Origin of the sequence: Pseudomonas sp. DY-1 (assembly GCF_003626975.1) — a bacterium.
GTDB lineage: Bacteria > Pseudomonadota > Gammaproteobacteria > Pseudomonadales > Pseudomonadaceae > Metapseudomonas.
This window is the reverse complement of the sequence record NZ_CP032616.1, coordinates 3,925,651-3,949,780: the sequence shown is the minus strand read 5'-3', so window position 1 is coordinate 3,949,780 and position 24,130 is coordinate 3,925,651. Positions and strand designations below refer to the sequence as shown.

Genomic DNA, 24,130 nt, shown 5'->3' with positions numbered 1-24,130 from the left:
GCCCTTTTAAGCCTCGTTTCAGCTGGCCGCCCTAGCCTGATCCCGTCATCTACGAACGCACGGGAACACCTCCATGAAAACCAAATACCTCGCTCTGCTGGCCGTACCGCTGTTCTCCACCGCCGCCTTGGCCAACAGCTACACCGGCCCCGGCGCCACTTCCCAGATCACCACTGTCGCGGCCGCGCTGGAGGCCGCCGACGATGCACCGGTGGTGCTGCAGGGGCAGATCGTCAAGCGCATCAAGGGTGATATCTATGAGTTCAAGGACTCCACTGGCACCATGAAAGTGGAAATCGACGATGAAGACTGGCCGCCGATGTCCATCGACGACAAGGCTACGGTCAAGCTGACCGGCGAAGTGGATCGCGACCTGATGGGTCGCGAGGTGGATGTGGAATTCGTCGAGCGGGTCAACTGATAAAACTCTGTGGGGGCGAATGATTTCGCCCCCACAAATGCCATTTCCCAGGGCCCCTCACGCCACGCTATCGAACCCCTGCAATACATTGATCGCGTTGATGCCGATCTCCTCCACCGCATAACCCCCTTCCATTACGAACAGCGTCTGCAGGCCGAGCTTGCCGATGATTTCGCCCATGCGCAGGTAGTCCGGGCTATCCAGCTTGAACTGCGAAATGGGGTCTTCCTTGTAGGTGTCCACACCCAGCGAAACCACCAGCGCATCTGGGGCGTATTCGGCGATCTGCCGGCAGGCGTCGGCGAGGGCGAGGCTCCATACCGACCAGTCGATGCCCGAGGCCAGTGGGTAGTTGAAATTGAAGCCTTCCCCCGCACCCACACCTTTTTCGTCGGCGAAGCCCAGGTAGTAGGGGTACTCGAAGCGCGGATCACCGTGGATCGAGGTGAAGAGTACGTCGGCGCGGTCGTAGAAGATGTCCTGGGTACCGTTGCCGTGGTGGTAGTCCACGTCCAGCACTGCGACCCGCTTGGCGCCAGCGTCCAGCATGGACTGCACGGCAATGGCGGCGTTGTTCAGGTAGCAGTAGCCGCCCATGTAGTCGGCGGCGGCGTGGTGGCCCGGTGGCCGGCACAGGGAGAAGATGCCGCGAGCACCTTTGCGCAGTTCCGCCTCGCCGCTGAGGGCGACATTGGCAGAGCTGGTGATGGCCTGCCAGGTGCCAGCGGTGATGGGCGCGCCAGCATCGAAGGAGTAGTAGCCCAAGCGCCCATCGATGTCGGTGGGTTCCACCTGGCGCAGGCGTCGGGTCGGCCAGGCGATGGGTAGCATGTCATGGCTGCGGCCCTTGGCCTGCCAGTCGCTCCAGGCGTTCTTCAGGAAGTTCACGAACCCTTCGCTGTGCACCCGCAGGATGGGCGACAGGCCGAAGTCAACTGGTGCCTGGATGGGGCCGAGGTTCACCGCCTTGGCGCGGTCCAGCACCATGTCGGCGCGGCTTGGCTTCTCGAAGCAGGGGGTGAATTGGCCCCCGATCAGTTCGTGCTTGCCGTGGTGCAGGTGGTGGTCGTCGGAATAGATCGTCAGCATCAGCGTCTCCTTTCGGCTAGCGGTTTCATCGGGGTCATTCGAATTCGGAGAATTGCACGTGCGGCGCCTTGCGGCGGAATCCGCTGGTCTGCACGGCGAGGTAGGCCACGCCTACGACGAACCAGCCGAGGCCGATCGCCAGGGTCAGGCCCGAGAGGCTGGTCCAGAGCCAGGCGATCAGGGCGAAACCGATGGCCGGGATCAGGCCGTAGCGCAACAGGTCACCCGACTGGCGCGGGCGGCGGTCGAACAGGTGGGTGCGAATCACCGCGAGGTTCACGGCGGAGAAGGCCACCAGGGCGCCGAAGCTGATCATCGAAGCGAGGGTCGCGAGGTCGATAACCACCGCCAGCAGCGATACGGCCGAGACAATCAGGATGGCAGTAGTCGGCGTCTGGAAGCGCCCGGACAGGGTGCCGAACAGGCGACGCGGAAGGATGCCGTCGCGACCCATGCTGTAGAGGATGCGCGACACCGAGGCCTGGGAAGCCAGGGCCGAGCCGACGGAGCCGGCAACATAGATGGCAGTGAAGAAGGCCGCGAGGAACTGGCCACCGGCTTTCAGCATCACTTCATTGGCCGCGGCGTCCACGTCCTGGAAGGCGCTGCCGGGGAATACCAACTGGGCGACGAGCGCCAGGACGAAGAACAGCGCGCCGGCAATCAGGGTGGTGATGACGATGGCGCGCGGGATGTCGCGCCTCGGATCGCGGGCTTCCTCGGCCAGCGTCGATACCGCATCGAACCCGAGGAACGACAGGCAGAGCACTGCCGCACCAGCCATCAGGGGCGCCAGGCCGGGCTGGCTACCGTCGCCGACGAAGGGCGCGGTGAAATCGATGGGGGCACCGAACAGGCTCTTGCCGGCCATGGCCAGGAACACCAGGACGAAGATCACCTGGGCGGCCACGATCAGGTTGCTCATGCTCGACACCGAATTGATGCCGCGAACATTCAGTGCGGTGACCAGGGCAATGGCGCTGACCACGAAGACCCAGGCCGGTACTTCGGGGAAGGCCACGTTGAGGAACAGGCCGATCACCAGGTAGTTGATCATCGGCAGGAACAGGTAATCCAGCAGCAGCGACCAGCCAGTGAGGAAGCCCGCGCCGGCGCCGAAGCTGAGGCTGGTATAGGAGTACGCGGAGCCGGCGATGGGATAGCGACGGACCATGAAGCTGTACGACAAGGCGGTGAAGATCATCGCCAGCAGAGTGACCACGTAGGCCAGGGCGGTGCGGCCGCCAGTCATCTGCGTGACCACGCCGTAGGTGGTGAAGATGGTCAGCGGCACCATGTAGACGAGGCCGAAGAACACCAGGGCGGGCAGCCCGAGTATCCGGCGCAGGGAGGTTCCCTGGGCGCTGTGGGTGAAATCGTTGGGCACGCTGCCGCTGTTTTCGAGGCCGGCGGACGGGGTGGGCATTTATTCTTCTCTCCAATCTACTGCGCGCCGCTGGGCGGCGCCTGGGTCGCGATGCGAGCCATCCATGCGCGTGCGAGGCCGGGTCCGTTGCGCATCCGGCTGTGCGCGGGCATTCAGTAAGGGTGGAGTTGCGGCGTCCGTTGGACGGAAGAGGGAAGGGCGGTTCGAGGCGCAGGTGCACGGGACATCGTCATATCTCTCTAGCCATTTTTTTTGTTGAATCGGCGCCGCAGTGAGGCGCCCGCTAGTGGCATGCGCTTCGATTTTGTCAGCGCCCGGCAAGTCGAAGAACCCCGCAAAGGGTCAAAAAGGGATCGAAATGGCCAATATGGTTGGCCGGAGTAACGACTCTCTCTAAGAAAGAAGGAACCAGTGCGTAGGGTGTCCTGCGCTCCGCCAGTCCATCATTCGAGGGTTCGGAGGGCGCCATGGGTCGATCTGAAAAGCGACAGCTCCCCGGCAAGCTCTGGGCGTGAACAGGGGGGGCGACAGGCGAGAATGGGAAGGGTGCGCTGCGCGCACCCTTCCGAATGGGGCTTACTTCTTCAGCTTCGTCCATACCTTGCTGCGCAGGCTCAGGGCCTTGGGCGAGCAGAGCTTGAAGGTACGCAGGCGATCAAGCTTGTCTTGCGGGGTGTTGATGGCCGGATCGTCGAACAGCTCCTTCTCCATGAACTTGTCCGAGCCCTCGATGGCGTTGTTGTACTTGGCGAAGTTGGAGGCGGCGGCGATGTTCTCCGGCAGCATCATCCAGTTGATGAAGGCGTGGGCTTCCTCGACGTTCACCGCGTCCTTGGGGATCACGAGGTTATCGATGAAGACGTGGATGCCTTCCTTCGGATAGACGTAGACCAGGCTTTCGCGCTGGGCGTGGGCGCGATGGAAGGCGCCGTTCCACTGCATGTGCATGGCCACTTCGCCGGCGGCCATGCGCTCGATGGTGCCATCGCTGTTGTACATCGCGAGCAGCGGCTTCTGTGCCAGCAGGAGGTCCTGGATCTTCTTCGCTTCCTTCGGATCTTCGGTGCACTGGTCGATCGACAGATAGTGAGACGCGGCTATGTACAGGTCTTCGATTGAGTTCAGCGCGACAACCTTGCCCTTCAGTTCGGCCGATGGCTCGAAGAAGGGCTTCCAGCTCTCGTCCAGCTTGCCGCCCGGCACCTGCTTGCTGTCATAGCTGTAGCCGGTGGTGCCCCAGAGGTAAGGCACGCTGTAGTCGTGGCCAGGGTCGAAGTCGAGAGTCTGGAAGTTGGCCTTGAGGTTCTTCAGGTTGGGTAGCTTGGTCTTGTCGAGTTTCTGCAGCAGTCCGTCACCGGCCATGATCTGGATGAAGCTATCGGACGGCACCACCACGTCGTAGGCGCCGCCGCCTGCCTTGAGCTTGGCCAGCAAGGTCTCGTTGCTGTCGTAGGCATCCAGGGTGGCCTTGATGCCGGTGTCCTTCTCGAATTTCTTCAACAGCTCCGGCGGGTAGTAGTCCGACCAGTTGGCGAAGTGCAGGGTCCCTGCCGCCTGGGCCGAGCCGGCAAGGCCGGAGGCGAACAGTACGGCAAGTGCGAGCGGGGTACGACGGGTCATGGTCAAGCTCCTTGCTGGTCGAGGACGGGTCAGCGCTTGCGCTGCCCGACGTAGTAGGACAATGCAACGAAAGCTATGGAAATCACGAGGATAATCGAGGATATCGCGTTGATCTTTGGCGAAATACCCATTCTGATCGAGCTGAAGATGTACACCGGCAGGGTCGTGGAACCGGCGCCGGCGACGAAGTAGGTGATGACGAAGTCGTCCATGGAAATGATGAACGCGAGCATGGCGCCGGAAAGGATGCCGGGCATCAGCAGCGGGAAGGTCACCTTCCAGAAAGCCTTCCAGGGGGAGGCGTAGAGATCGGCTGCGGCTTCGGCCAGGCGCGGGTCCATGCCTTCCAGGCGGGCGCGGATTGGCAAGTAGGCGAATGGAATGCAGAACACCACGTGGGCGATGAGGATGGTGAACAGCGAAAGCTTCAGGCCGATGAAGGCGAAGAACATCAGGGTGGCCACGGCGGTGACGATCTCCGGCACCAGCAGCGGCAGGCCGAGCACCCCGCTCATCAATGTCTGTCCGCGGAAGGCGCGGCCGCGCATCCCCAGGGCGGCGAGGGTGGCCAGGGCGGTGGCGATCAGGGTGGCGAAGGTGGCAACGATCAGCGAGTTCTTCGCAGCGCGGACGATTTCCGGATCGTTGGCTACCACCGAGTACCACTTGAGGCTGAAGCTTTCCCAGATCGTCGCCGACTGCCCGCCGTTGAAGCTCAGTGCCACCAGCAACAGGATCGGTACATAGAGGAAGGCGAAGAACAGCCAGGCGGTGGGGCGTACGCCGGTGAATCGCCAGAGCGGGTTCTGCATGTTCATGGATGGCCTCCGCCGGCGGCCTGCTTGAAGCGCAGGCTGTAGAGCAGCATCGCCAGCAACACGAAGCCGAGCAGGGCGAAGGACAGTGCCGCGCCCAGTGGCCAGTTGTGGGATGCACCGAACTGCAGCTGGATCAGGTTGCCGATCATCAGTGACTTACCACCCCCGAGCAGCTCGGGAATGATGTAGTTGCCGAGCGACGGGATGAACACCAGGATCGCGCCGGCGACTATGCCGGGCATGGCCAGCGGTACGATGACTCGGCGCAGGGCCTGGAAACGGTTGGCACCGAGGTCGAAGGCGGCTTCCACCAGGCGCCAGTCGAGCTTCTCCAGGCTGGTGTAGATGGGCAGCACCATGAACGGCAAGAAGGTGTAGAGCAGGCCGATTACCACCGCCACATCCGTGTACAGCAGGCCGAGCGCGCCGTCCGAGAGGCCGAATACGCCGAGGCCGCTGTCCACCAGACCGCCGTTGCGTAGCAGCAGGATCCACGCATAGACCCGCACCAGCAGGTTGGTCCAGAAGGGAACGGTGACCAGGAACAGCAGCAGGTTGCGTTTGCGCTCGCTCTGTAGCGCCAGATAGAGCGCGGTGGGGAATCCGATCAGCAGGCAGCCGACAGTGGTCAGTACCGACAGCCAGAACGAGCGCTGGAAGATCTGCAGGTAGTCGGTGTTGAACACCAGGCTGTCATCCAGATCGCGTTCGTAGAGGAAGTTGACATAGGCCTCCAGCGAATACTGGTCCCATTTCACGCCGCCATAGTCGCCCGGGGCCAGGATCGACACCAGGAACATGATCCCCAGTGGGAGCACCAGGAACACCAGCAGGGCGAGCATGGCCGGGCTGGTCAGTGCCAGGCGCCGACGTAATTGGCGGCGTTCCGCCTGGGCGCGCAGGGTGCTCATTCGACCAGTACCCGGATGGCTTCACCGGGTACCTGTACTCGCACCTTCTCACCGGCCGAATAGACGTTCAGCGCGCCATTGCGGTTCTGCTGGCGAACTCGGAAGCCGCTCTGCCCGGCGATATTCAGGTGGTACACGGTATCGGTGCCGACATAGACCACGTTCTCGATCTCACCTGCCAGGTTGCCCTGCTCGTCTAGGCAGGTGCGCTCCGGACGGATCGCCAGGGTCACGGCACCACGGCGCGGGCTGAAGGCGCTGAGCAACTGACCGTCGGGCAACAGCACTCCGCGCTCCAGGGCTTCGCCCTCCAGGAAGTTGGTTTCGCCGATGAAGTCCGCCACCGTGCGATTCAGGGGCGCTTCGTAGATTTCCGTCGGAGTGCCGACCTGGAGGACGCGACCCTTGCTCATCACCGCGATGCGGTCGGACATGGTCAGGGCTTCTTCCTGGTCATGGGTAACGAAGATGAAGGTGATGCCGGTCTCGTGCTGCAGGCGTTTGAGCTCGATCTGCATTTCCTTGCGCAGTTTCTGGTCCAGCGCAGAGAGCGATTCGTCCAGTAGCAGCACCTTGGGCTTGTTGGCCAGCGCGCGCGCCAAAGCGATGCGCTGCTGCTGGCCGCCGGAAAGCTGGTCGGCGCGGCGTTTGCCCACATCCGGTAACTTCACCAGTTCCAGCATGCGCTGCACCGTCTGCTCGATTTCGCTGCGGGAGAGCCCGCGCATCTCCAGGCCGAAGGCGATGTTCTGGGCCACGGTCATGTGGGGGAACAGGGCGTAGCTCTGGAACACGGTGTTGACCGGGCGGCGGAATGGCGGGAGGCCCTGCATCGGCTCGCCGTACAGGCGGATGGCGCCGGAGCTGGGTTGCTCGAAGCCCGCGATGAGCCTCAAGAGAGTGGTCTTGCCGCAGCCGGACGGGCCGAGGAGGGTGAAGAACTCGTTGGCGCGGATTTCCAGGGAAACATCGTCGAGGGCCTTCACGCCCTGCCCCGGATCACCGAACTCCATGCACACACGTTCGACGCTGATCGCGCTAGTCATGCTGATCACAAGCTCTAAGGATTTGTTCTTATTGGGCTTTTCTTTTTCTGCTGGTGAAGCGGCCCTTGTTTGTCCCGATTCTGTCAGCAGCCTAGTAGGTGCAGAACGATAGATCAGGTCAAAAGGGGATATTTTCGGCCAAGTTGCGGGCGGTCATTAAGGTCGCGAAGCGGCGAGAAGGAGCCTGCGGGGGCGAGTTCATTCGCCCCCGCAATGGCCTCTGGCAGGCCTAGCGGCGATACAGGCTCGGTGACTGCCCGCTCCAGCGCTGGAAGGCATGCCGGAAGCTCGCGGTTTCGCTGTAGCCGAGCTGTTCGGCGATCAGGTAGATGGGCAGGTCGGTCTGCACCAGCAACTGGCGCGCCTTGTCGTAGCGCACTTCGTCCAGCAGGCGCTGGAAACTGGTGTTCAGCTGCTGCAGGTGGCGACGCAGGGTGCGCTCGGAGCGGTGCAACTGGCGCGCGACGCTGTCCAGGTCGCATGCGTCGCGCAGGTTGCCGGCCAGGTGGTGGCGGATCTGGTCGAGCACGTCATGGCGGCTGTTGAGTTGGGCGTCCAGCTTCAGGCATTGCTGCAGGCCGTAGTGGCAGGTCACCGGGTCGGCCAGGGGCAGGGTCCGGTCGAGCAGGGCTGCATCGAAGCAGAGGGCATTGCGGGAGGCTCCGAATTCAGCTGGGCAGCCAAGTATCTGTTCATAGGTGGCGGCATGCAGCGGCGGGCGATAGGACAGGCAGACCCGCGCCGGGCGAATGCTGGTGCCGAGCAGGTCCTGCAATACGGTGAGCAGCGAGGTCAGGCAAAGTTCGCTGTTGAACACCGTCAGCTCGGGCGCGTAGCGGTAGCCGACCGCAACGAGGCACGCCTCGCCGTCATTTTCCTCCAGGCTCAGCTTGAAGTAGGTGCCCAGCAGCGCCGGATGCCCGAGGGCGATGGTCAGGGCATCGCGCAGGGTGCGGCTGGCGAGCATCGGGTAGCCGAGCATGCCGTAGGCGGATACGTGCATGCGCAGGCCGAGGGACAGGCCCAGCGAGGGATCGCGGGTGATCGCCAGGGCATTGGCGAAGACGCGCAATTCCTGGGCGTGGGTGATCAGTTTGTCGGGAGTGTCGAGATCGGCGCAGCAAACGCCACTGCCGTCGAGCAGGAGCTGGCGGTCGGTGCCGCTGCTGGCCAATGTGGTCACGGCCAGGGCGATAGTGTGCAGAGTGGTGAGTGCGCGCTCTTCCGGTAGCAGCGAGGTGGCCATGTCCGTCCCCTTTTGTAACGCCCGCCATATCCTGTCCGCGGGCTTTAAGCTTCAATTCAGGTAGAAGTCCGGTGCGCTCTGTATCCTTCGCCGCGTCCTGAACCCCAGAGTCCTGATCGATGCGTTCATTCTTGACCCCGTGGCGCCTGGTCAGCGCTTTCCTGGTGCTACTGCTGGTGCTGCTCGGTATTGCCGCCCAGCAGTTCCGGCTTTTCGAACGCGGTCTGTTCGCGCTGCAAGAATGGCGCCACGCCGCCGAGTGGCGGGAGCGTTCCATCTGGCTGCCGGACTACCAGGTGGCCATCGAGGCCAAGCCCATCGAGGGATTGTCGGACGACGTCTCCGCGCTGACCTACGACCCGGATCGCCACAGCCTCTTTACCGTTACCAACCAGCGTCCGGAAATCATCGAGCTGTCCCTCGACGGGAACCTGATTCGCCGCATCCAGTTGGTGGGTTTTGGCGACCCGGAAGCCATCGAGTACATCAGCAAGGGCGTCTACGTGATCACCGACGAGCGCCTGCAGCGTCTCATCAAGGTGCGTGTCGAAGAGAACACCACCTCCATCGATGCCAGTGCGTCGCAGCAGCTGTCCCTGGGCATCGGCCTTTCTGGAAACAAGGGCTTCGAGGGCCTGGCCTACGACTCCATCGGGCAGCGCCTGTTCGTGGCCAAGGAACGCGACCCGGTGCGCATCTACGAGATCCACGGATTCCCCCATACCAATCCGGACAAGCCGTTCGCGGTGCACGTGGTGGACGACCCGAAGCGTGATGCCAGGCTCTTCGTTCGTGACCTTTCCAGCCTGCAATACGAGGAGCGCAGCGGCCATTTGCTGGCGCTGTCGGACGAGTCGCGGCTGGTGCTGGAGCTTAACGCCGATGGCCGCCCAATCAGCACGCTCTCTCTGCTGCGTGGCATGCACGGCCTGCAGCGAGCGGTGCCGCAGGCCGAAGGGGTGGCCATGGATAACGACGGCAACCTCTATCTGGTCAGCGAGCCGAACCTGTTCTACGTGTTCCGTAAGCAGGCAAGCGACTGATCAGCTTTCGTCGTTTAGGGTGGCGCCGGGGGCGTTGTTTCTTACCGATTCGATGCCCGCGCTGGCGCTGGAGGAGCTGGCGTACATCTGGCTCTGGCCGATGACCTGGCCGTTGGTGGCCTTGAGCACGAAATAGAACTTGCCGTTGCTGGCGGTCTTGCTTTCAAAGGCACCGTCGCGAGCAGCGTTCTTGCGGACCGACTCGATACCGTTCAAGGCGGAATCCTTGGCCTTGTACAGTTCACTGGTGAGGATGGTTTCGCCGTTGCCGGCGTTCAGATTGAAGTGGAACTGGCCATCGTTGGCCTTCTTCAGGTGGAATTTCCCGGCCATGGGGCACCTCCTCGTTCGTGGCAGTGGACGGCGCCGAGAGACGCCGTAGCCAACAAATCTAGACGGTTTCCGGCAGGCCGGGAGCCCGCGTCAGGCGGTCATGCTCCTGACGCCGTCCTTGGTGCCGAGCAGCAGCAGGTCGGCCGCGCGAGCAGCGAACAGGCCGTTGGTGACCACGCCGACGATGTTGTTGATCTGCTCTTCGAGCTTCACCGGGCTGTCGATCTGCAGGTTGTGCACATCGAGGATGATGTTGCCGTTGTCGGTCAACACGCCTTCGCGGTAAACCGGGTCGCCGCCCAGTTTCACCAGCTGGCGAGCCACATGGCTGCGGGCCATGGGGATGACTTCCACCGGCAGCGGGAAGGCGCCAAGCAGCGGAACCAGCTTGCTCTCGTCGGCGATGCAGATGAAGGTCTTGGCTACCGCCGCGACGATCTTCTCGCGGGTGAGGGCAGCGCCACCGCCTTTGATCAGCTCGAGGCGCTCGTTGCTCTCGTCGGCGCCGTCGACATAGAACTCCAGGTCGCTGACGCCGTTCAGGTCGTATACGGGAATGCCGTGCCCCTTCAGGCGCTGGGCCGTGGCCTCGGAGCTGGCTACGGCGCCGTCGAAGGCCATCTTGTGCTGAGCCAGCAGATCGATGAAAAAGTTGGCGGTAGAGCCGGTGCCGACACCGACGATGCTCTTTTCACCGAGCTTGGGGAGGATGAAGTCGATGGCGGCCTGGGCGACGGCCTGCTTGAGCTGGTCCTGGGTCATGCTGGGGAGGTCCGATAGGAGGAGTGTCGAGGGCGCGAATTATAGCCGGTCGGCTGGGCAAAACCCCGCATTCTCTGTGGTCGCCCGACGAATCCCTGCGGTAGACTCGGTCCTCCCGTGAAATGCCCGCCAGTGAAGCCGCGATGCTCGAAGAATACGTGAAGAAGACCCTGACCTCGCGCGTCTACGACGTCGCCGTGGAAACCCCGCTGCAGCCCGCCCGCCAGCTCACCGAGCGCCTGGGCAACCAGATCCTCCTCAAGCGTGAGGACCTGCAACCGGTCTATTCCTTCAAGATTCGAGGCGCTTACAACAAGATCGCCCAGCTCTCCCGCGAGGAGCTGAATCGAGGTGTGGTCACTGCATCGGCTGGCAACCATGCCCAGGGCGTTGCTCTGGCAGCCCGCGAGCTGGGCGTGAAAGCGACGATCGTGATGCCGCGCACTACACCGGAGTTGAAGGTGCAGGGCGTTCGCGCCCGCGGCGGCAAGGTTGTACTGCACGGTGATGCCTTCCCCGAGGCGCTGGCCCACTCGCTGAAGCTGGTGGAAGAGAAAGGCTACGTCTACATCCATCCCTACGATGATCCGGAAGTGATCGCCGGCCAAGGCACCGTGGCGATGGAGATACTTCGCCAACACCCCGGCCGCCTGGACGCCATTTTCGTGCCGGTGGGAGGCGGCGGCCTGGTCGCGGGCATCGCCGCCTTCGTCAAATACCTGCGCCCCGAGGTGAAGGTAATCGGCGTCGAGCCGGACGATTCCAACTGCCTGCAGGCCGCCATGGCCGCTGGCGAGCGTGTGGTGCTGGGGCAGGTCGGGTTGTTCGCCGATGGTGTTGCCGTGGCGCAGATCGGCCAGCACACCTTCGATATCTGCAAACAGCATGTGGATGAGGTGATCACCGTCAGCACCGACGAAATCTGTGCGGCGATCAAGGACATCTACGACGATACCCGTTCCATCACCGAGCCCGCCGGCGCCCTCGCGGTGGCGGGGATCAAGAAGTACGTCGAGCGTGAAGGCGTGCGCGACCAAACCCTGGTGGCTATCGACTCCGGCGCCAACATCAACTTCGACCGCCTGCGTCATGTGGCTGAGCGCGCCGAGCTGGGCGAGAAGCGCGAGGCGATCATCGCCGTGACCATTCCGGAGCGCCCGGGCAGCTTCAAGGCTTTCTGCGAGGCCATCGGCAAGCGTCAGATCACCGAGTTCAACTACCGCTACAACACCGACGCCGAAGCACACATCTTCGTTGGCGTGCAGACTCACCCGGAAACCGACCCACGTGCGGTTCTGGTGGAAAACCTGCGCAGCCAGGGCTTCCCGGTGCTGGACCTCACCGACAACGAGTTGGCCAAGCTGCATATCCGTCACATGGTCGGCGGGCACGCAGCGCGCATCAGCGATGAACTGGTATTCCGTTTCGAGTTCCCCGAGCGTCCGGGTGCGCTGTTCAACTTCCTCAACAAGCTGGGTGGCCGCTGGAACATCACCATGTTCCATTACCGCAACCACGGCGCAGCCGACGGTCGTGTGGTGGCCGGTCTGCAGGTTCCGGCCGAGGAGCGCTCGCTGGTGCATGCCGCCCTCGACGAGATCGGCTATCCCTACTGGGATGAGAGCGACAACCCGGCATACCAGCTCTTCCTGGGCTGACGTAAACCGGGGTGCTGGATTGGGCGGCTGCTAGGCTTTGACTCAGCCGCCCACGCTGACAAGGACCCGTTTCATGGAAAACTATCTGGTATTTCGCATCCTCCACGGCCTGGCCACCGTGCTGTTCTTCGGCGGGTTGGCAGGGCTGGGGTGGTATGGCTGGCGCAATTTTCGTTCCGGCGATGCCGCGCTGATTGGACCGAGCCTGCGGCGCATCCTGCTGGCTGGCGTGCCGCTGCTGATTCTCGCCGCCGTATCACTGCCGGTCAGCGGCTGGTGGATGGTCAACCTGGCTGGTCTGCCGCTGAGTCAGACCTGGTTGCTCGGCGGCGCCATCCTCTACCTGTTCGGTTGTATCGCGTGGCTGTTGCTGTTTCGGCGTGTTGCTCGACTGCGGGAGCAGGCTCTGGCCGATGGCGGACCAGCTTCCGCACCTGTTCGCCGCAGCCTCAAGTTCGGTGCTGCCTACGGTATGGCCGGCCTGCTGCTGTTCATCTCCGTGCTGGCAATGATGCTGGCCAAACCGCTTTGATGCGGTGCAAGCGCCAGGCATGACCCTCTATTTCCTGCTCAAGACCTTCCATGGCTTGCTGGCCGCCGTGCTCTTCGGCGCGGCGCTGACTGGGCTGTTCTTTGCCCGTCGGGCGTGGAAAGAGGCTGATCCTCGGCAAATGGCCGCGACCTTCGCTTCTCTGGTGAGGCTGGAATTCTGGTTGATCGCCAGTTCCGCGGTGCTCTTGCCGTTGAGTGGCGTGGCGCTGGCCAATGTCGGAGGCTGGCCGTTGGGTCAGCGATGGTTGTTGTGGAGTGTAGGAATCTATCTACTGGCTGCGCTCTGCTGGCTGCCTCTGCTCTGGCTGCAGGTGCGTATACGCAACCTGGCGCGCCGGGCGCTTCGGGATGGCACGCCTCTCGCGCCTCAGGTGGCCAGCCATGTGGCTGTGCGCACCTGGCTGGCGGTTCTCGCGTTGGTATTGCTGGTGGTGGTGTACGCGCTGATGGTGGTCAAGCCGCTCTGACCGACCCGGGTCGGCTTTCCTCGTAGGGTGCGCTGCGTGTTCAGCCGGGACACATGGCGCACGCTACCGTCTGCCCTAGCGCAGCGAAATTACCGGCCAGCCGCGTTGCTGTGCTTCGGCGCGCAGTTTCGGGTCGGGGTCCACTGCCACCGGATGGCTCACCTGTTCCAGAAGGGGCAGGTCGTTCAGGGAGTCGCTATAGAAGCTGCTGCCGTCCAGGCTGAGGCCGGTTTCCTGCAGCCAGCGCGCCAGGCGGGTGACCTTGCCTTCCCGGAAGCAGGGCACGTCGGTGGTGCGGCCGGTGAAGCGGCCATCGGCCATTTCACACTCGGTGGCCAGCAGGGTTTCCACGCCCAGGCGCTTCGCGATCGGCGCAGTGACGAAGCGGTTGGTGGCGGTGATGATCAATAGCTTGTCGCCGGCGGCGCGGTGCTCTTCCAGCAGGGCTTCGCCCTTCGGCAGGATGATCGGCTCGATGCAATCGCGCATGAATTCGCGATGCCATTGGTCAAGCTGCACCATTTCGGTGCGACCCAGGATTTCCAGGCTGAAGTTCAGGTAGTCCTGGATGTTCAGGCGACCCGCCAGGTAATCCTGATAGAACTCGTCGTTGCGCGCCTTGTAGGCAATCCCGTCGAGGATGCCGCGTTCGCACAGATAGTCGCCCCAGGCGTGATCGCTATCGCCGGCCAGCAGGGTGTTGTCGAGGTCGAAAAGAGCCAAACGCACGTCGTTTTTCCTTGCATCAAGGCTTCGAAGGGCGGCCAGAATAGCCGCTTTGAGCGGAGCTGCCCATCGCGAGAAAGGCTCGCATTGCTGCGTTTGCGGCCTTTATGGAACAATGCCGAAACATGCGTTTGCGAGGTTGAGTGCCGTGATCGATTCCGATGGTTTTCGCCCGAATGTCGGCATCATTCTCGCCAATGATGTCGGGCAGGTGCTTTGGGCTCGGCGCATCAACCAGGATGCCTGGCAGTTCCCGCAGGGTGGTATCAATCCGCGCGAGACACCTGAAGAGGCACTTTTCCGGGAATTGAACGAAGAAGTCGGCCTGGAAGAGCGGGATGTGAAGATTCTTGCCTGCACTCGTGGCTGGTTGCGCTATCGTCTGCCCCAGCGTCTGGTGCGTACAAACAGCCAGCCGCTGTGCATTGGCCAGAAACAGAAGTGGTTCCTGCTGCGTTTGCAGTCGGACGAGAACAAGGTACGGATGGATCTGACCGGCAAGCCCGAATTCGACGGCTGGCGCTGGGTCAGTTACTGGTACCCGTTGGGCCAGGTGGTGACCTTCAAACGTGAAGTCTATCGCCGGGCCCTCAAGGAACTAGCACCGCGCCTCCTGGCGCAAGACTGACCCGGAGAAAGGCTGACTAGCCATGCTCAACACGCTGCGCAAGATCGTCCAGGAAGTGAACGCCGCCAAGGATCTGAAGGCGGCGTTGGCGATCATCGTGCAGCGGGTCAAGGAGGCCATGGGCAGCCAGGTCTGCTCGGTCTACCTGTTGGACCCGGAGTCCAACCGCTTCGTGCTCATGGCAACCGAGGGCCTGAACAAGCGCTCCATCGGCAAGGTCAGCATGGCTCCCAACGAAGGCCTGGTTGGCCTGGTGGGTACCCGAGAGGAACCGCTGAACCTCGAGCACGCCGCTGATCACCCCCGTTACCGCTACTTCGCCGAAACCGGTGAAGAGCGATTCGCCTCCTTCCTCGGCGCTCCGATCATCCACCACCGTCGCGTGATGGGCGTATTGGTGGTGCAGCAAAAGGAGCGCCGCCAGTTCGACGAAGGCGAGGAAGCCTTCCTTGTCACCATGAGCGCGCAGCTCGCGGGCGTTATCGCCCACGCTGAAGCGACCGGCTCCATTCGCGGCCTGGGTCGCCAGGGCAAGGGGATCCAGGAAACCAAGTTCGTCGGTGTGCCGGGCGCTCCCGGTGCTGCGGTGGGTACCGCGGTGGTGGTGCTGCCGCCGGCCGACCTGGAAGTGGTGCCTGATCGCACGGTCGATGACATCGAGGCCGAAGTCGAGCGCTTCAAGCAAGCCCTGGAGGCGGTGCGCGAAGACATGCGCCGGCTATCCAGCAAGCTGGAAACCCAACTGCGCCCCGAAGAGCGTGCTCTCTTCGATGTTTACCTGATGATGCTCGACGACGCCTCCATCGGCATGGAGGTCAAGCGCGTGATCCGCACCGGCCAGTGGGCCCAGGGTGCCCTGCGCCAGGTCGTAATGGAGCACGTCACCCGCTTCGAACTGATGGACGACGCCTATCTGCGCGAGCGCGCTTCCGACGTCAAGGATCTTGGTCGCCGCCTGCTCGCCTACCTGCAGGAAGAGCGCAAGCAGAACCTGGTCTACCAGGAAAACACCATCCTGGTCAGCGAGGAGCTGTCCCCAGCGATGCTCGGGGAGGTGCCTGAAGGCAAGCTGGTGGGCCTGGTATCGGTACTGGGCTCGGGCAACTCCCACGTTGCCATCCTTGCGCGCGCCATGGGCATCCCGACCGTGATGGGCGTAGTCGACCTGCCGTATTCCAAGGTCGACGGCATCGAACTGATCGTCGACGGCTACCACGGCGAAGTCTTCACCAACCCCTCGGCGCAACTGCGCAAGCAGTACAGCGAAGTGGTGGAAGAGGAGCGCCAGCTGGTCAAGGGCCTGGATGCGCTGCGCAGCCTGCCCTGCGAGACCCTGGACGGCCAGCGCATGCCGCTCTGGGTGAACACTGGCCTGCTCGCCGACGTGACCCGTGCACAGGAGCGCGGCGCCGAAGGCGTCGGCCTGTATCGCACCGAAGTGCCGTTCATGATCAACGAGCGCTTCCCCAGCGAAAAGGAACAGCTCGCCATCTACCGCGAGCAGCTCGCTGCCTTCCACCCGCTGCCGGTGACCATGCGTACCCTGGATATCGGCGGCGACAAGGCGCTGTCGTACTTCCCGATCAAGGAAAGCAACCCTTTCCTTGGCTGGCGCGGCATCCGTGTAACCCTCGACCACCCGGAAATCTTCCTGGTCCAGGTGCGCGCCATGCTCAAGGCCAGCGAGGGCCTGGACAACCTGCGCATCCTGCTGCCGATGATCTCCGGCACCCATGAGCTGGAGGAGGCGCTGCACCTGATCCATCGCGCCTGGGGCGAGGTGCGTGACGAGGGCGTGGACATCCCCATGCCGCCGGTAGGGGTGATGATCGAGATTCCCGCTGCTGTCTACCAGACCAAGGAGCTGTCGCGCCAGGTGGACTTCCTCTCGGTGGGCTCCAATGACCTCACCCAGTACTTGCTGGCGGTGGATCGCAACAACCCGCGCGTGGCGGATCTCTATGACTACCTGCACCCCGCGGTGCTGCAGGCGCTGAAGAAAGTGGTGGATGACGCCCACGCCGAAGGCAAGCCGGTGAGCATCTGCGGTGAGATGGCAGGTGATCCTGCAGCTGCCGTGCTGCTGCTGGCCATGGGCTTCGACAGCCTGTCGATGAACGCTACCAACCTGCCCAAGGTGAAGTGGCTGCTGCGCCAGGTCACGATGACCAAGGCCAAGGAGCTTCTGGATCAACTGCTGGCCATCGACAACCCGCAGGTCATCCACAGCTCGCTGCATCTCGCCCTGCGTAATCTGGGCCTCGGCCGGGTGATCAACCCGGCTGCGACCATCCAGGCCTGAGACCGGGGGTAAGCGTTTGTGACGCTCGGGTAGACGCCCGGGCGTAGCGGTCCCAACCGGGCGTTCGGCCCGCAGGAAGCTTATGGACAAGCTTGAGCCCCTCGACCATTGCTATGGCACCACCCTCGAAGAGATCGAGCGCACCCTGCGCTTCGCCCTGGATATCGTCAGCGACGGTATCTGGGACTGGAACATCCTCACCAACCACGTCAAACGCAGCCCCGGCTGGTACTCCATGCTCGGCTATGCGCTGGATAGCCTGCCGGAGGACGTGAATACCTGGAAATCGGTGATCCATCCTGGCGATATCGAGCGGGTGATGCGCAGCTTCCAGGCTTACCTGGATGGCGAGAGCCTGATCTATGCCGAGGACTACCGCTGCCGCTGCCGCGACGGCAGTTATCTGTGGGTCAGCGACCATGGCCGCTTCGTCGAATTCGACGGTGCCGGCAAGCCGACGCGAATGGTCGGCGCTCACCGCAATATCCATCAGCGCAAGATGGCCAGCCTGGAATTGCAGCGAAAGAACGAGGAACTGCTGGCCCTGAACCGCAAGCTCGAGGCATTGGTAGATGCGCGCACCGAGGCCCTGCGCCAGGCCAACGAGGCGCTTGCACAGCAGGTCGCAAGCGCCATGCGTCTCAGTGAGACCGACCCGCTGACCCAGGTATCCAACCGTCGCCATTTCGAGCGCAACCTGCATAGCGAGTGGCAGCGATTCCAGCGCCACGGGCATGTCACATCGCTCTTGATGTTCGATCTCGATCACTTCAAACGCATCAACGACAGCCACGGTCACCAGATCGGTGATCGCGCCCTGGTGGCAGTCAGCCGAACCGTGCGCACAGCGCTCAGGGAAGAGGATTGCTTCGCCCGTTGGGGGGGAGAGGAATTCATCGCCCTGCTGCCGGAAACCGGCCAGGACGCCGCATTGCAATTGGCCGAGCGCCTGCGCCTATTGGTCGCCCAGGCCGATCCCAGCCTGCCGCTGGGGCTGACGGCCAGTTTCTCTGTGGCAGGGATGCAGGCTGGAGAAGGGATCGAATCCCTGCTCAAGCGCCTGGATGACGGTCTCTATCGTGCCAAGCAGCGGCGCAACTGCATCGAGGCCTGTTGATCCCCGCCACGCCTGAAATGAAAAAGCCCGCCGAATGGCGGGCTTTTTCGTACAGCGACTTCATGCCTGGAAGATGATCCGGCCGTCCACCAGGGTATAGCGCACTTTGCCCGGCAGGCAGTGGCCGATGAAGGGGCAGTTATCGCCCTTGGAGTTCCAGGTTTCGCCGGCCAGGGTCGACGCTTGCGGGTCGAACAGTACCAGGTCCGCCGGCGCGCCGACGGCCAGGCGGCCAGCGGGCAAGCGTAGGGCGCGGGCGGGGCCGGCGGTGAGGCGGGCGAGAAGGGTCGGCAGATCTAGCAGGCCGTCCTGAACCAGGGTCATGGCCAACGGAAGCAGCAACTCCACGCTGCTGATGCCGGGCTCAGTGGCGCCGAAGGGCGCGAGCTTGGCATCTGGTTCATGGGGCTGATGGTGGCTGGAGATGGCCGAAATCACGCCGCTTTTCACGGCTTCGCGCAGACCGTCCCGGTCGGCGCGTGTGCGCAGCGGCGGCTGCACGTGATAGAGGCTGGAGAAGTCGATCAGCGCCTCGTCGGTGAGGATTAACTGGTACATGGCCACGTCAGCGGTCACTGGCAAGCCGCGGGCCTGGGCCTGGGCGATCAGCTCGGCGCCACGCGCGCTGGTGATCTGGCTGAAGTGAGCGCGCACGCCGCTCTGCTCCACCAGCAGCAGATCTCGGGCGAGTGCTACGGTTTCGGCGGACTCCGGAATGCCGGCCAGGCCGAGGAAGCTTGCAGTAGGGCCTTCGTGGGCCAGTCCGCCTTCGGCCAGGGATGCATCCTGGGAGTGGAAGACCACGGTCAGGTCGAAGGTGGCGGCGTACTCCATGGCACGGCGCTGCACGCGATTGCTGGCGAAGCTGGCCAGGCCATTGCCGAAGGCCACGCAGCCCACGTCGCGCAGGGCGACCAGTTCGGACAGTTGCTCACCGGCCAGGCCCTTGGTCAGGGCACCAATGGGGAAAACTTTGGCGTGACCGGCTTCCTGGGCGCGGTCGAGGATCAGCTCTGCCACCGCCGGAGTATCCAGGATCGGGCGGGTCAGCGGCGGGCAGCAGAGGCTGGTGACGCCGCCGCTCACGGCGGCCAGGGTTTCGCTGGCGATGCTGCCCTTGCGGCTGTAGCCGGGCTCGCGCAGGGCGACCGACAGGTCCACCAGGCCGGGAGCAGCGACCAGACCCTTGGCGTCGAGGGTCTTGTCCGCCTCGAAACCTGCCGGCGCCTGGCCGATGGCGGCAACCTTGCCACTTTCGAGGAAGAGGTCTGTGATCTGGTCCTGGCCGCTGGCTGGATCGATCAGCCGGGCACCGAGGATATGGGTACGCATCAGTTCAGCTCCTCGGCTTCCTGGTTCAGTTGGCGTTGCGCGGTCTGGCCGCTCATGGCCATGGAGAGCACGGCCATGCGCACGGCGATGCCGTAGGTGACCTGGTTGAGGATCACTGACTGCGCGCCGTCGGCTACCGCCGACTCGATTTCGACGCCGCGGTTGATCGGACCCGGGTGCATGACGATGGCATCCGGTTTGGCCAGCATGAGGCGCTGGGAGTTCAGGCCGTAGAGCTTGTAGAACTCGCCCTCGCTGGGCAGCAGGCCGCCCTGCATGCGTTCGCGCTGCAGGCGCAGCATGATCACTACGTCTACATCCTTAAGGCCTTCGGCGAGGTCCGTGTAGACCTTCACGCCGTACTGCTCGACACCCACCGGGATCAGGGTCTTCGGTCCGATCACGCGAATGTCCGGGCAGCCCAGCGTGCGCAGCGCGAGCATGTTCGAGCGGGCTACGCGCGAGTGCAGGATGTCGCCGACGATGGCCACCGAGAGGTTCTCGAAGCTGCCCTTGTGGCGGCGAATGGTGAGCATGTCGAGCATGCCCTGGGTCGGGTGCGCGTGGCGGCCGTCACCGCCGTTGATGATGGCCACGTCCGGGCACACGTGCTCGGCGATGAAGTGGGCCGCGCCGGAATCGGCATGGCGCACCACGAACATGTCGGCGGCCATCGCCTCCAGGTTGCGCAAGGTGTCGAACAGCGTCTCGCCCTTGCTGGTAGAGGAGGTGGAGACGTTGAGGGTGATGACGTCGGCGGACAGGCGCTGGGCCGCCAGCTCGAAGGTGGTGCGGGTGCGAGTGGAGTTCTCGAAGAACACGTTGCACACGGTCTTGCCACGCAGCAGCGGGACTTTCTTCACAGCGCGGGCGCCGACTTCGAGGAAGGAGTCGGCAGTGTCGAGGATTTCCGTCAGTAGCTCGCGGGGCAGACCGTCGAGCGAGAGGAAGTGGCGCAGCTGGCCCTGATCGTTGAGCTGCAGCGGGCGCTTGGCGTCTGTCGGCATGGGGCAGGCCCTGAAAGGTTACGAGAAATCGGGAGGTCAGGCGGGTGAAGCGAGGTCCTGACGCTCGAGGGTGAGCGGCGCGGGGCCGAGCAATTTTACCCGTTCCGTGGCGCCCAGGGACAGGGTCGCACCGACCACATCCGGGCGGATCGGCAGCTCGCGGGCATTGAGGTCGAGCAGGCACACCAATGTCACGCTGGCCGGGCGGCCGTAGTCGAAGAGCTCGTTGAGGGCGGCGCGTACGGTGCGACCACTCATGAGCACGTCGTCGATCAGCACCAGGTGCTGGCCTTCGACCTCGAAAGGCAGCTCTGAGGGGCGCACCTGCGGATGCAGACCGCTCTGGGTAAAGTCGTCGCGATAAAAGGATACGTCCAGGGTGCCCATCGGGCCCGATACGCCTAGTTGCTCCAGCAAAGCCTGGGCGACCCACACGCCGCCGGTGCGAATGCCTATGTAGCGGGGTTCGGCGATGGCGCGGGACTTCAGGTGGGCTTTCAGGTCGCTGGCCATCCTCGGCAGCAGCTCGGCGGGCTTGGGCAGGGTCATCGGCGGTCCTCGCGTTCTGGAATCAGGAAGTTGCGGAGTTTTCGGCCAGCCAGCCTTCCAGCAGCAGGGCGGCAGCCAGAGCATCCACCGGACGCTCGCGGTAACCGTCGCGCTGCCCCTGGGCCAGTCTCTGGCCTTTGGCCTCGAAGGTGGTCAGGCGCTCGTCGTGAGTGAATACCGGCAGATTGAAGCGGCCATTCAGGCGCCGGGCGAATTTTTCCGCGCGGGCGCTCATTTCGCTGGGTGTGCCATCCATGTTAAGCGGCAGGCCGACGACGATGGCATCGGGTTGCCATTCACGGATCAGGGATTCGACCTGCTGCCAGTCCGGTACACCATTCTGGGCTTTCAACACTTTCAGCTCGCGGGCCTGGCCGGTCACAGCCTGGCCCACGGCTACGCCGATCTGTCTGGTGCCGTAGTCGAAGCCGAGCAGCAGACGCAGGGGTTTCGAGTCGGCCATCAGGCGTGCCCGGCCTGGGCGGTGAGCAGGCTTAGATTCACGCCCAGTCGCGCAGCGGCAGCCGACAGGCGCTGTTCAGACGGAGTGTCGAAGAGGATGGCCTGGTCGGCTGGGCAGGTCAGCCAGGCGTTGTCGCTGAGCTCAGCTTCCAGCTGGCCGGCGTCCCAGCCGGCATATCCGAGCGCGACCAGGCACTTCTGCGGGCCGCCGCCATCGGCGATGGCGAAGAGAACGTCCTGGGAAGTGGAAAGTGCCAGTTCGCCGAGTTCCAGGGTGGCCTGGAAGCTGTGGCCGCTCGGATGCAGGACGAATCCGCGGTCAGTCTGTACCGGGCCGCCGGCGTAGATCGGCAGGCCCTGGCAACGTGCTGGCGGGGTGAATTCCGGGCGCAGCTGTTCGAGCACATCGCTCAGGCTGAGGCCGTTGGGGCGGTTGATCACCAGGCCCATCGCACCCTGCTCGTTGTGTTCCACCAGGTAGGTGACGGTCTGGGCGAAGTTCGGATCGGCCATGTGCGGCATGGCGATCAGGAAGTGGTGCTTGAGGTAGCTCGGTGCGCTTTTCATGTCGGCTAGTTTCAGGCTTAAGACGGCAGGCTTCAAGCGGCAAGGCTGAGGCGTGAGCGCCTGTGTCGCGGGGCGCTGAATAGAAGCCTAGAGCCTAGACGCAGTTGCCGCTCTCAATTGCTCGACAGGCGGTCGCCGCGCTCGAAACGCCAGGTGCGAATGATTTCCAGGCGATCGATGTCCGCCAGGTCGCCGGTGAAAGGCGCGAAGGGCGCCGCGAGGCGCACGATGCGCATGGCACCCTGGTCCAGTACCGTCTGGCCGGATGATTCCAGCACCTGCACTTCGTAGAGAGTGCCGTCGCGGTTGATTGAAACCAGGAGTCGAAGGTTGCCGTAGATGCGCTGGCGGCGGGCTTCTTCCGGATAATTGAGGTTGCCGACGCGCTCGATCTTCTTGCGCCACTCCTCCTTGTACCAGGCGCCCTTGTCGCGCATGGTCGAGGCCGCGTTGAGGCGGTGGATGCGTGGGCGCTTGGCATAGAGCTGGCGCTCCTTGTCCAGTTCCGCTTCGAGGCTGGCGATTTCGGCGGACAGCTGTGAGCTGTCGAAGGATGGTGCCGGCGTACTGTCGGGTTGTGGCTTGGTCTGCTCACGCTTGACCGTGGTCTTCTGCTGCTGCGGGCTCTTGGTTGCCACCGCTGCCTTTTGGGCTTCTTTCTTTGGGGCCTGGGGCGGGGCGGCAGGTGGCGTCGTCTTGCGGATTTCCTTGTCCTGGAACGGCGCCTGCTCGGTGGTCTTCGGCTTGGCCTTGTGCTCCAGCGTCCCGCTGCCCTGCTGGTTGGCCTGGGCGAGGAAGTCGGCTTTCTTCGGCTTCTCTTCGCTCTTGAAAGTCGCGAGGGTGATTTCCAGGGTCTTGCTGATTTGCTGCGGGTCGGCAACGGTAAAACCGACGCCGAGAATCAGCGCGACGTGCAACACGGCGGCGAGGAACAGGGTAAAGCCCAACCGATCCGCCGGGCGGACGCCGGCGGACAGTTCGGTGGAGGTATTCACGGCTGCGTTCATCGACAGTCAGCTTGCTTCAGATAGCGGCGCAGTCTGCCGAGCGTCCGCATAAAAGTCTATGAAGCACTCCGCGCCTCGAGCTTGCGGGCGATCGCATCCATCAATCGTTCGCCGATGCGTGTGTCGTAGGCCTTGTCGATCTCGCGAATGCAGGTGGGGCTGGTGACGTTGATCTCCGTGAGGTGCTCGCCGATCACGTCCAGGCCGACGAACAGCAGGCCTTTCTCCCGCAGGGTCGGGCCGACAGCGGTGGCGATCTCGCGGTCGCGGTCGGTCAGCGGACGGGCCTCGCCACGACCGCCTGCGGCCAGGTTGCCGCGGGTTTCGCCGGCAGCCGGAATGCGCGCCAGGCAGTAGGGCACCGGCTCGCCGTCAATCATCAGAATGCGCTTGTCGCCGTCCTTGATCGCCGGCAGGTAGCCCTGCGCCATGATCTGCTGGCTACCGTGGGCGGTCAGGGTTTCCAGGATCACCGAGAGATTCGGGTCTCCGGCGCGGTGACGGAAAATCGAGGAACCACCCATGCCATCCAGGGGTTTGAGAATGATGTCACGCTGTTCTTCGGCAAACTCGCGCAGAATGTCCGCTCGTCGGCTGACCACGGTTGGCGGCGTGTACTCGGGGAACAGGGTGGCGAAGAACTTCTCGTTGCAGTCGCGAAGGCTCTGCGGGCGGTTCACCACCAGCACGCCGGCCCGCTCGGCTTGTTCCAGCAGGTAGGTGGAGTAGACGAACTCGTTGTCGAAGGGCGGGTCCTTGCGCATCAGGATCACGTCCAGCTCGGCAAGCGGGGTGTCAGCCTCGGCCTCCTGTTCGAACCAGTGTTCGGGGTCGAGGAAAACTTTCAGTGGGCGCATGCGCGCGCGAGCTTCACCGTTTTTCTGGTATAGGTCCTGCTGCTCCATATAGAACAGCGACCAGCCGCGCTCCTGGGCGGCCAGTAGCATGGCCAGGGAGCTGTCCTTCTTGAAGGAGATTTGCGCAATGGGGTCCATGACGATCCCGAGGCGAACGCTCATGGGGGGGTCTCCGCAACAGGTTTCAAGGGGCGCGCCAAGGCAGGCGGGCCGGTTGGATAAG

25 protein-coding genes are annotated in these 24,130 nt (G+C 63.6%); 8 read left to right on the top strand and 17 right to left on the bottom strand.

The window, feature by feature from the left end:
• The first annotated feature begins 73 nt into the window (after positions 1-73).
• Positions 74-421: a NirD/YgiW/YdeI family stress tolerance protein gene (locus D6Z43_RS18620; RefSeq protein ID WP_120653568.1), complete on the top strand. Its 348-nt coding sequence runs from the start codon at positions 74-76 to the stop codon at positions 419-421.
• A gap of 57 nt (positions 422-478) precedes the next feature.
• Here the strand turns inward: D6Z43_RS18620 and D6Z43_RS18615 are convergent, their stop codons facing one another.
• From D6Z43_RS18615 to D6Z43_RS18585, 7 genes are all read right to left on the bottom strand, one after another.
• Positions 479-1,510 (bottom strand): histone deacetylase family protein, encoded by a 1,032-nt coding sequence (locus D6Z43_RS18615; protein ID WP_120653567.1) that lies wholly within the window; start codon positions 1,508-1,510, stop codon positions 479-481.
• Between the two features lie 34 nt (positions 1,511-1,544).
• Positions 1,545-2,936, bottom strand: a complete 1,392-nt coding sequence (locus D6Z43_RS18610) for an APC family permease (RefSeq protein WP_120653566.1) — start codon at positions 2,934-2,936, stop codon at positions 1,545-1,547.
• A gap of 537 nt (positions 2,937-3,473) precedes the next feature.
• Positions 3,474-4,517 (bottom strand): extracellular solute-binding protein, encoded by a 1,044-nt coding sequence (locus D6Z43_RS18605; RefSeq protein ID WP_120653565.1) that lies wholly within the window; start codon positions 4,515-4,517, stop codon positions 3,474-3,476.
• 29 nt (positions 4,518-4,546) lie between these two features.
• Positions 4,547-5,335, bottom strand: coding sequence for an ABC transporter permease (locus D6Z43_RS18600; protein WP_120653564.1), 789 nt, complete (start codon positions 5,333-5,335; stop codon positions 4,547-4,549).
• Positions 5,332-6,246 carry an ABC transporter permease gene (locus tag D6Z43_RS18595; protein ID WP_120653563.1) on the bottom strand — a complete coding sequence of 305 codons (915 nt, stop codon included), beginning with the start codon at positions 6,244-6,246 and terminating at the stop codon, positions 5,332-5,334. The genes D6Z43_RS18600 and D6Z43_RS18595 overlap by 4 nt, the downstream gene beginning before the upstream one ends.
• Positions 6,243-7,292, bottom strand: coding sequence for an ABC transporter ATP-binding protein (locus D6Z43_RS18590; RefSeq protein ID WP_120655303.1), 1,050 nt, complete (start codon positions 7,290-7,292; stop codon positions 6,243-6,245). The genes D6Z43_RS18595 and D6Z43_RS18590 overlap by 4 nt, the downstream gene beginning before the upstream one ends.
• Positions 7,293-7,521: 229 nt before the next feature.
• Complete coding sequence (locus D6Z43_RS18585; protein ID WP_120653562.1) at positions 7,522-8,538, bottom strand: AraC family transcriptional regulator; 1,017 nt, start codon at positions 8,536-8,538, stop codon at positions 7,522-7,524.
• 119 nt (positions 8,539-8,657) lie between these two features.
• On the opposite strand from D6Z43_RS18585, the gene D6Z43_RS18580 reads away from it, so the two are divergent.
• On the top strand, positions 8,658-9,581 hold the full coding sequence (locus D6Z43_RS18580) for an SdiA-regulated domain-containing protein (protein ID WP_120653561.1): 924 nt from the start codon (positions 8,658-8,660) through the stop codon (positions 9,579-9,581).
• Here the strand turns inward: D6Z43_RS18580 and D6Z43_RS18575 are convergent, their stop codons facing one another.
• Positions 9,582-9,914, bottom strand: coding sequence for a YegP family protein (locus D6Z43_RS18575; RefSeq protein WP_120653560.1), 333 nt, complete (start codon positions 9,912-9,914; stop codon positions 9,582-9,584).
• Positions 9,915-10,004: 90 nt separating this feature from the next.
• On the bottom strand, positions 10,005-10,676 hold the full coding sequence (gene rpiA / locus D6Z43_RS18570; protein WP_120653559.1) for a ribose-5-phosphate isomerase RpiA: 672 nt from the start codon (positions 10,674-10,676) through the stop codon (positions 10,005-10,007).
• A gap of 143 nt (positions 10,677-10,819) precedes the next feature.
• Here rpiA and ilvA point away from each other — a divergent pair, with 143 nt between their 5' ends.
• The 3 genes from ilvA (at position 10,820) to D6Z43_RS18555 (ending at position 13,353) form a co-directional block, all read left to right on the top strand.
• Positions 10,820-12,334, top strand: coding sequence for a threonine ammonia-lyase, biosynthetic (gene ilvA / locus D6Z43_RS18565; protein WP_256660882.1), 1,515 nt, complete (start codon positions 10,820-10,822; stop codon positions 12,332-12,334).
• 73 nt (positions 12,335-12,407) lie between these two features.
• Positions 12,408-12,866 carry a DUF2269 domain-containing protein gene (locus D6Z43_RS18560; RefSeq protein WP_120653557.1) on the top strand — a complete coding sequence of 153 codons (459 nt, stop codon included), beginning with the start codon at positions 12,408-12,410 and terminating at the stop codon, positions 12,864-12,866.
• 19 nt (positions 12,867-12,885) lie between these two features.
• Entirely contained in the window at positions 12,886-13,353 is a 468-nt protein-coding gene (locus D6Z43_RS18555; RefSeq protein WP_120653556.1) for a DUF2269 domain-containing protein, read from the top strand.
• A 75-nt stretch (positions 13,354-13,428) separates the two neighbouring features.
• Here the strand turns inward: D6Z43_RS18555 and D6Z43_RS18550 are convergent, their stop codons facing one another.
• Positions 13,429-14,082 carry an HAD family phosphatase gene (locus D6Z43_RS18550; protein WP_120653555.1) on the bottom strand — a complete coding sequence of 218 codons (654 nt, stop codon included), beginning with the start codon at positions 14,080-14,082 and terminating at the stop codon, positions 13,429-13,431.
• A gap of 145 nt (positions 14,083-14,227) precedes the next feature.
• On the opposite strand from D6Z43_RS18550, the gene D6Z43_RS18545 reads away from it, so the two are divergent.
• The 3 genes from D6Z43_RS18545 (at position 14,228) to D6Z43_RS18535 (ending at position 18,126) form a co-directional block, all read left to right on the top strand.
• Positions 14,228-14,707 (top strand): RNA pyrophosphohydrolase, encoded by a 480-nt coding sequence (locus tag D6Z43_RS18545; RefSeq protein ID WP_077524243.1) that lies wholly within the window; start codon positions 14,228-14,230, stop codon positions 14,705-14,707.
• 22 nt (positions 14,708-14,729) lie between these two features.
• A complete protein-coding gene (gene ptsP / locus D6Z43_RS18540; protein ID WP_120653554.1) occupies positions 14,730-17,009 on the top strand; it encodes a phosphoenolpyruvate--protein phosphotransferase in 2,280 nt (759 codons plus the stop codon).
• 82 nt (positions 17,010-17,091) lie between these two features.
• Positions 17,092-18,126, top strand: coding sequence for a sensor domain-containing diguanylate cyclase (locus tag D6Z43_RS18535; RefSeq protein WP_120653553.1), 1,035 nt, complete (start codon positions 17,092-17,094; stop codon positions 18,124-18,126).
• A 60-nt stretch (positions 18,127-18,186) separates the two neighbouring features.
• Here the strand turns inward: D6Z43_RS18535 and D6Z43_RS18530 are convergent, their stop codons facing one another.
• From D6Z43_RS18530 to gshB, 7 genes are all read right to left on the bottom strand, one after another.
• Entirely contained in the window at positions 18,187-19,458 is a 1,272-nt protein-coding gene (locus D6Z43_RS18530) for a dihydroorotase (RefSeq protein WP_120653552.1), read from the bottom strand.
• Positions 19,458-20,465, bottom strand: coding sequence for an aspartate carbamoyltransferase catalytic subunit (locus D6Z43_RS18525; protein WP_120653551.1), 1,008 nt, complete (start codon positions 20,463-20,465; stop codon positions 19,458-19,460). Before D6Z43_RS18525 ends, D6Z43_RS18530 begins: the two co-directional genes overlap by 1 nt.
• Positions 20,466-20,501: 36 nt before the next feature.
• Entirely contained in the window at positions 20,502-21,014 is a 513-nt protein-coding gene (gene pyrR / locus D6Z43_RS18520; RefSeq protein WP_120653550.1) for a bifunctional pyr operon transcriptional regulator/uracil phosphoribosyltransferase PyrR, read from the bottom strand.
• A gap of 22 nt (positions 21,015-21,036) precedes the next feature.
• Positions 21,037-21,477: a Holliday junction resolvase RuvX gene (ruvX, locus tag D6Z43_RS18515; RefSeq protein WP_120653549.1), complete on the bottom strand. Its 441-nt coding sequence runs from the start codon at positions 21,475-21,477 to the stop codon at positions 21,037-21,039.
• The gene (locus tag D6Z43_RS18510; RefSeq protein WP_120653548.1) at positions 21,477-22,043 is read right to left on the bottom strand and encodes a YqgE/AlgH family protein; all 567 of its coding nucleotides are present in this window, start codon (positions 22,041-22,043) and stop codon (positions 21,477-21,479) included. Before D6Z43_RS18510 ends, ruvX begins: the two co-directional genes overlap by 1 nt.
• A gap of 113 nt (positions 22,044-22,156) precedes the next feature.
• Positions 22,157-23,050 carry an energy transducer TonB gene (locus tag D6Z43_RS18505; RefSeq protein ID WP_120653547.1) on the bottom strand — a complete coding sequence of 298 codons (894 nt, stop codon included), beginning with the start codon at positions 23,048-23,050 and terminating at the stop codon, positions 22,157-22,159.
• A 56-nt stretch (positions 23,051-23,106) separates the two neighbouring features.
• Positions 23,107-24,069, bottom strand: a complete 963-nt coding sequence (gshB, locus tag D6Z43_RS18500; protein ID WP_120653546.1) for a glutathione synthase — start codon at positions 24,067-24,069, stop codon at positions 23,107-23,109.
• Positions 24,070-24,130 lie beyond the last annotated feature (61 nt).

What these genes read in the sequence shown, in the direction of transcription:
- D6Z43_RS18620 (WP_120653568.1), top strand. Translation starts at nt 74, where the DNA reads ATGAAAACCAAATACCTCGCTCTGCTGGCCGTACCGCTGTTCTCCACC.
- D6Z43_RS18615 (WP_120653567.1), bottom strand. Translation starts at nt 1,510, where the DNA reads ATGCTGACGATCTATTCCGACGACCACCACCTGCACCACGGCAAGCAC.
- D6Z43_RS18610 (WP_120653566.1), bottom strand. Translation starts at nt 2,936, where the DNA reads ATGCCCACCCCGTCCGCCGGCCTCGAAAACAGCGGCAGCGTGCCCAAC.
- D6Z43_RS18605 (WP_120653565.1), bottom strand. Translation starts at nt 4,517, where the DNA reads ATGACCCGTCGTACCCCGCTCGCACTTGCCGTACTGTTCGCCTCCGGC.
- D6Z43_RS18600 (WP_120653564.1), bottom strand. Translation starts at nt 5,335, where the DNA reads ATGAACATGCAGAACCCGCTCTGGCGATTCACCGGCGTACGCCCCACC.
- D6Z43_RS18595 (WP_120653563.1), bottom strand. Translation starts at nt 6,246, where the DNA reads ATGAGCACCCTGCGCGCCCAGGCGGAACGCCGCCAATTACGTCGGCGC.
- D6Z43_RS18590 (WP_120655303.1), bottom strand. Translation starts at nt 7,292, where the DNA reads ATGACTAGCGCGATCAGCGTCGAACGTGTGTGCATGGAGTTCGGTGAT.
- D6Z43_RS18585 (WP_120653562.1), bottom strand. Translation starts at nt 8,538, where the DNA reads ATGGCCACCTCGCTGCTACCGGAAGAGCGCGCACTCACCACTCTGCAC.
- D6Z43_RS18580 (WP_120653561.1), top strand. Translation starts at nt 8,658, where the DNA reads ATGCGTTCATTCTTGACCCCGTGGCGCCTGGTCAGCGCTTTCCTGGTG.
- D6Z43_RS18575 (WP_120653560.1), bottom strand. Translation starts at nt 9,914, where the DNA reads ATGGCCGGGAAATTCCACCTGAAGAAGGCCAACGATGGCCAGTTCCAC.
- rpiA (WP_120653559.1), bottom strand. Translation starts at nt 10,676, where the DNA reads ATGACCCAGGACCAGCTCAAGCAGGCCGTCGCCCAGGCCGCCATCGAC.
- ilvA (WP_256660882.1), top strand. Translation starts at nt 10,820, where the DNA reads ATGCTCGAAGAATACGTGAAGAAGACCCTGACCTCGCGCGTCTACGAC.
- D6Z43_RS18560 (WP_120653557.1), top strand. Translation starts at nt 12,408, where the DNA reads ATGGAAAACTATCTGGTATTTCGCATCCTCCACGGCCTGGCCACCGTG.
- D6Z43_RS18555 (WP_120653556.1), top strand. Translation starts at nt 12,886, where the DNA reads ATGACCCTCTATTTCCTGCTCAAGACCTTCCATGGCTTGCTGGCCGCC.
- ptsP (WP_120653554.1), top strand. Translation starts at nt 14,730, where the DNA reads ATGCTCAACACGCTGCGCAAGATCGTCCAGGAAGTGAACGCCGCCAAG.
- D6Z43_RS18535 (WP_120653553.1), top strand. Translation starts at nt 17,092, where the DNA reads ATGGACAAGCTTGAGCCCCTCGACCATTGCTATGGCACCACCCTCGAA.
- D6Z43_RS18530 (WP_120653552.1), bottom strand. Translation starts at nt 19,458, where the DNA reads ATGCGTACCCATATCCTCGGTGCCCGGCTGATCGATCCAGCCAGCGGC.
- D6Z43_RS18525 (WP_120653551.1), bottom strand. Translation starts at nt 20,465, where the DNA reads ATGCCGACAGACGCCAAGCGCCCGCTGCAGCTCAACGATCAGGGCCAG.
- pyrR (WP_120653550.1), bottom strand. Translation starts at nt 21,014, where the DNA reads ATGACCCTGCCCAAGCCCGCCGAGCTGCTGCCGAGGATGGCCAGCGAC.
- ruvX (WP_120653549.1), bottom strand. Translation starts at nt 21,477, where the DNA reads ATGGCCGACTCGAAACCCCTGCGTCTGCTGCTCGGCTTCGACTACGGC.
- D6Z43_RS18510 (WP_120653548.1), bottom strand. Translation starts at nt 22,043, where the DNA reads ATGAAAAGCGCACCGAGCTACCTCAAGCACCACTTCCTGATCGCCATG.
- D6Z43_RS18505 (WP_120653547.1), bottom strand. Translation starts at nt 23,050, where the DNA reads ATGAACGCAGCCGTGAATACCTCCACCGAACTGTCCGCCGGCGTCCGC.
- gshB (WP_120653546.1), bottom strand. Translation starts at nt 24,069, where the DNA reads ATGAGCGTTCGCCTCGGGATCGTCATGGACCCCATTGCGCAAATCTCC.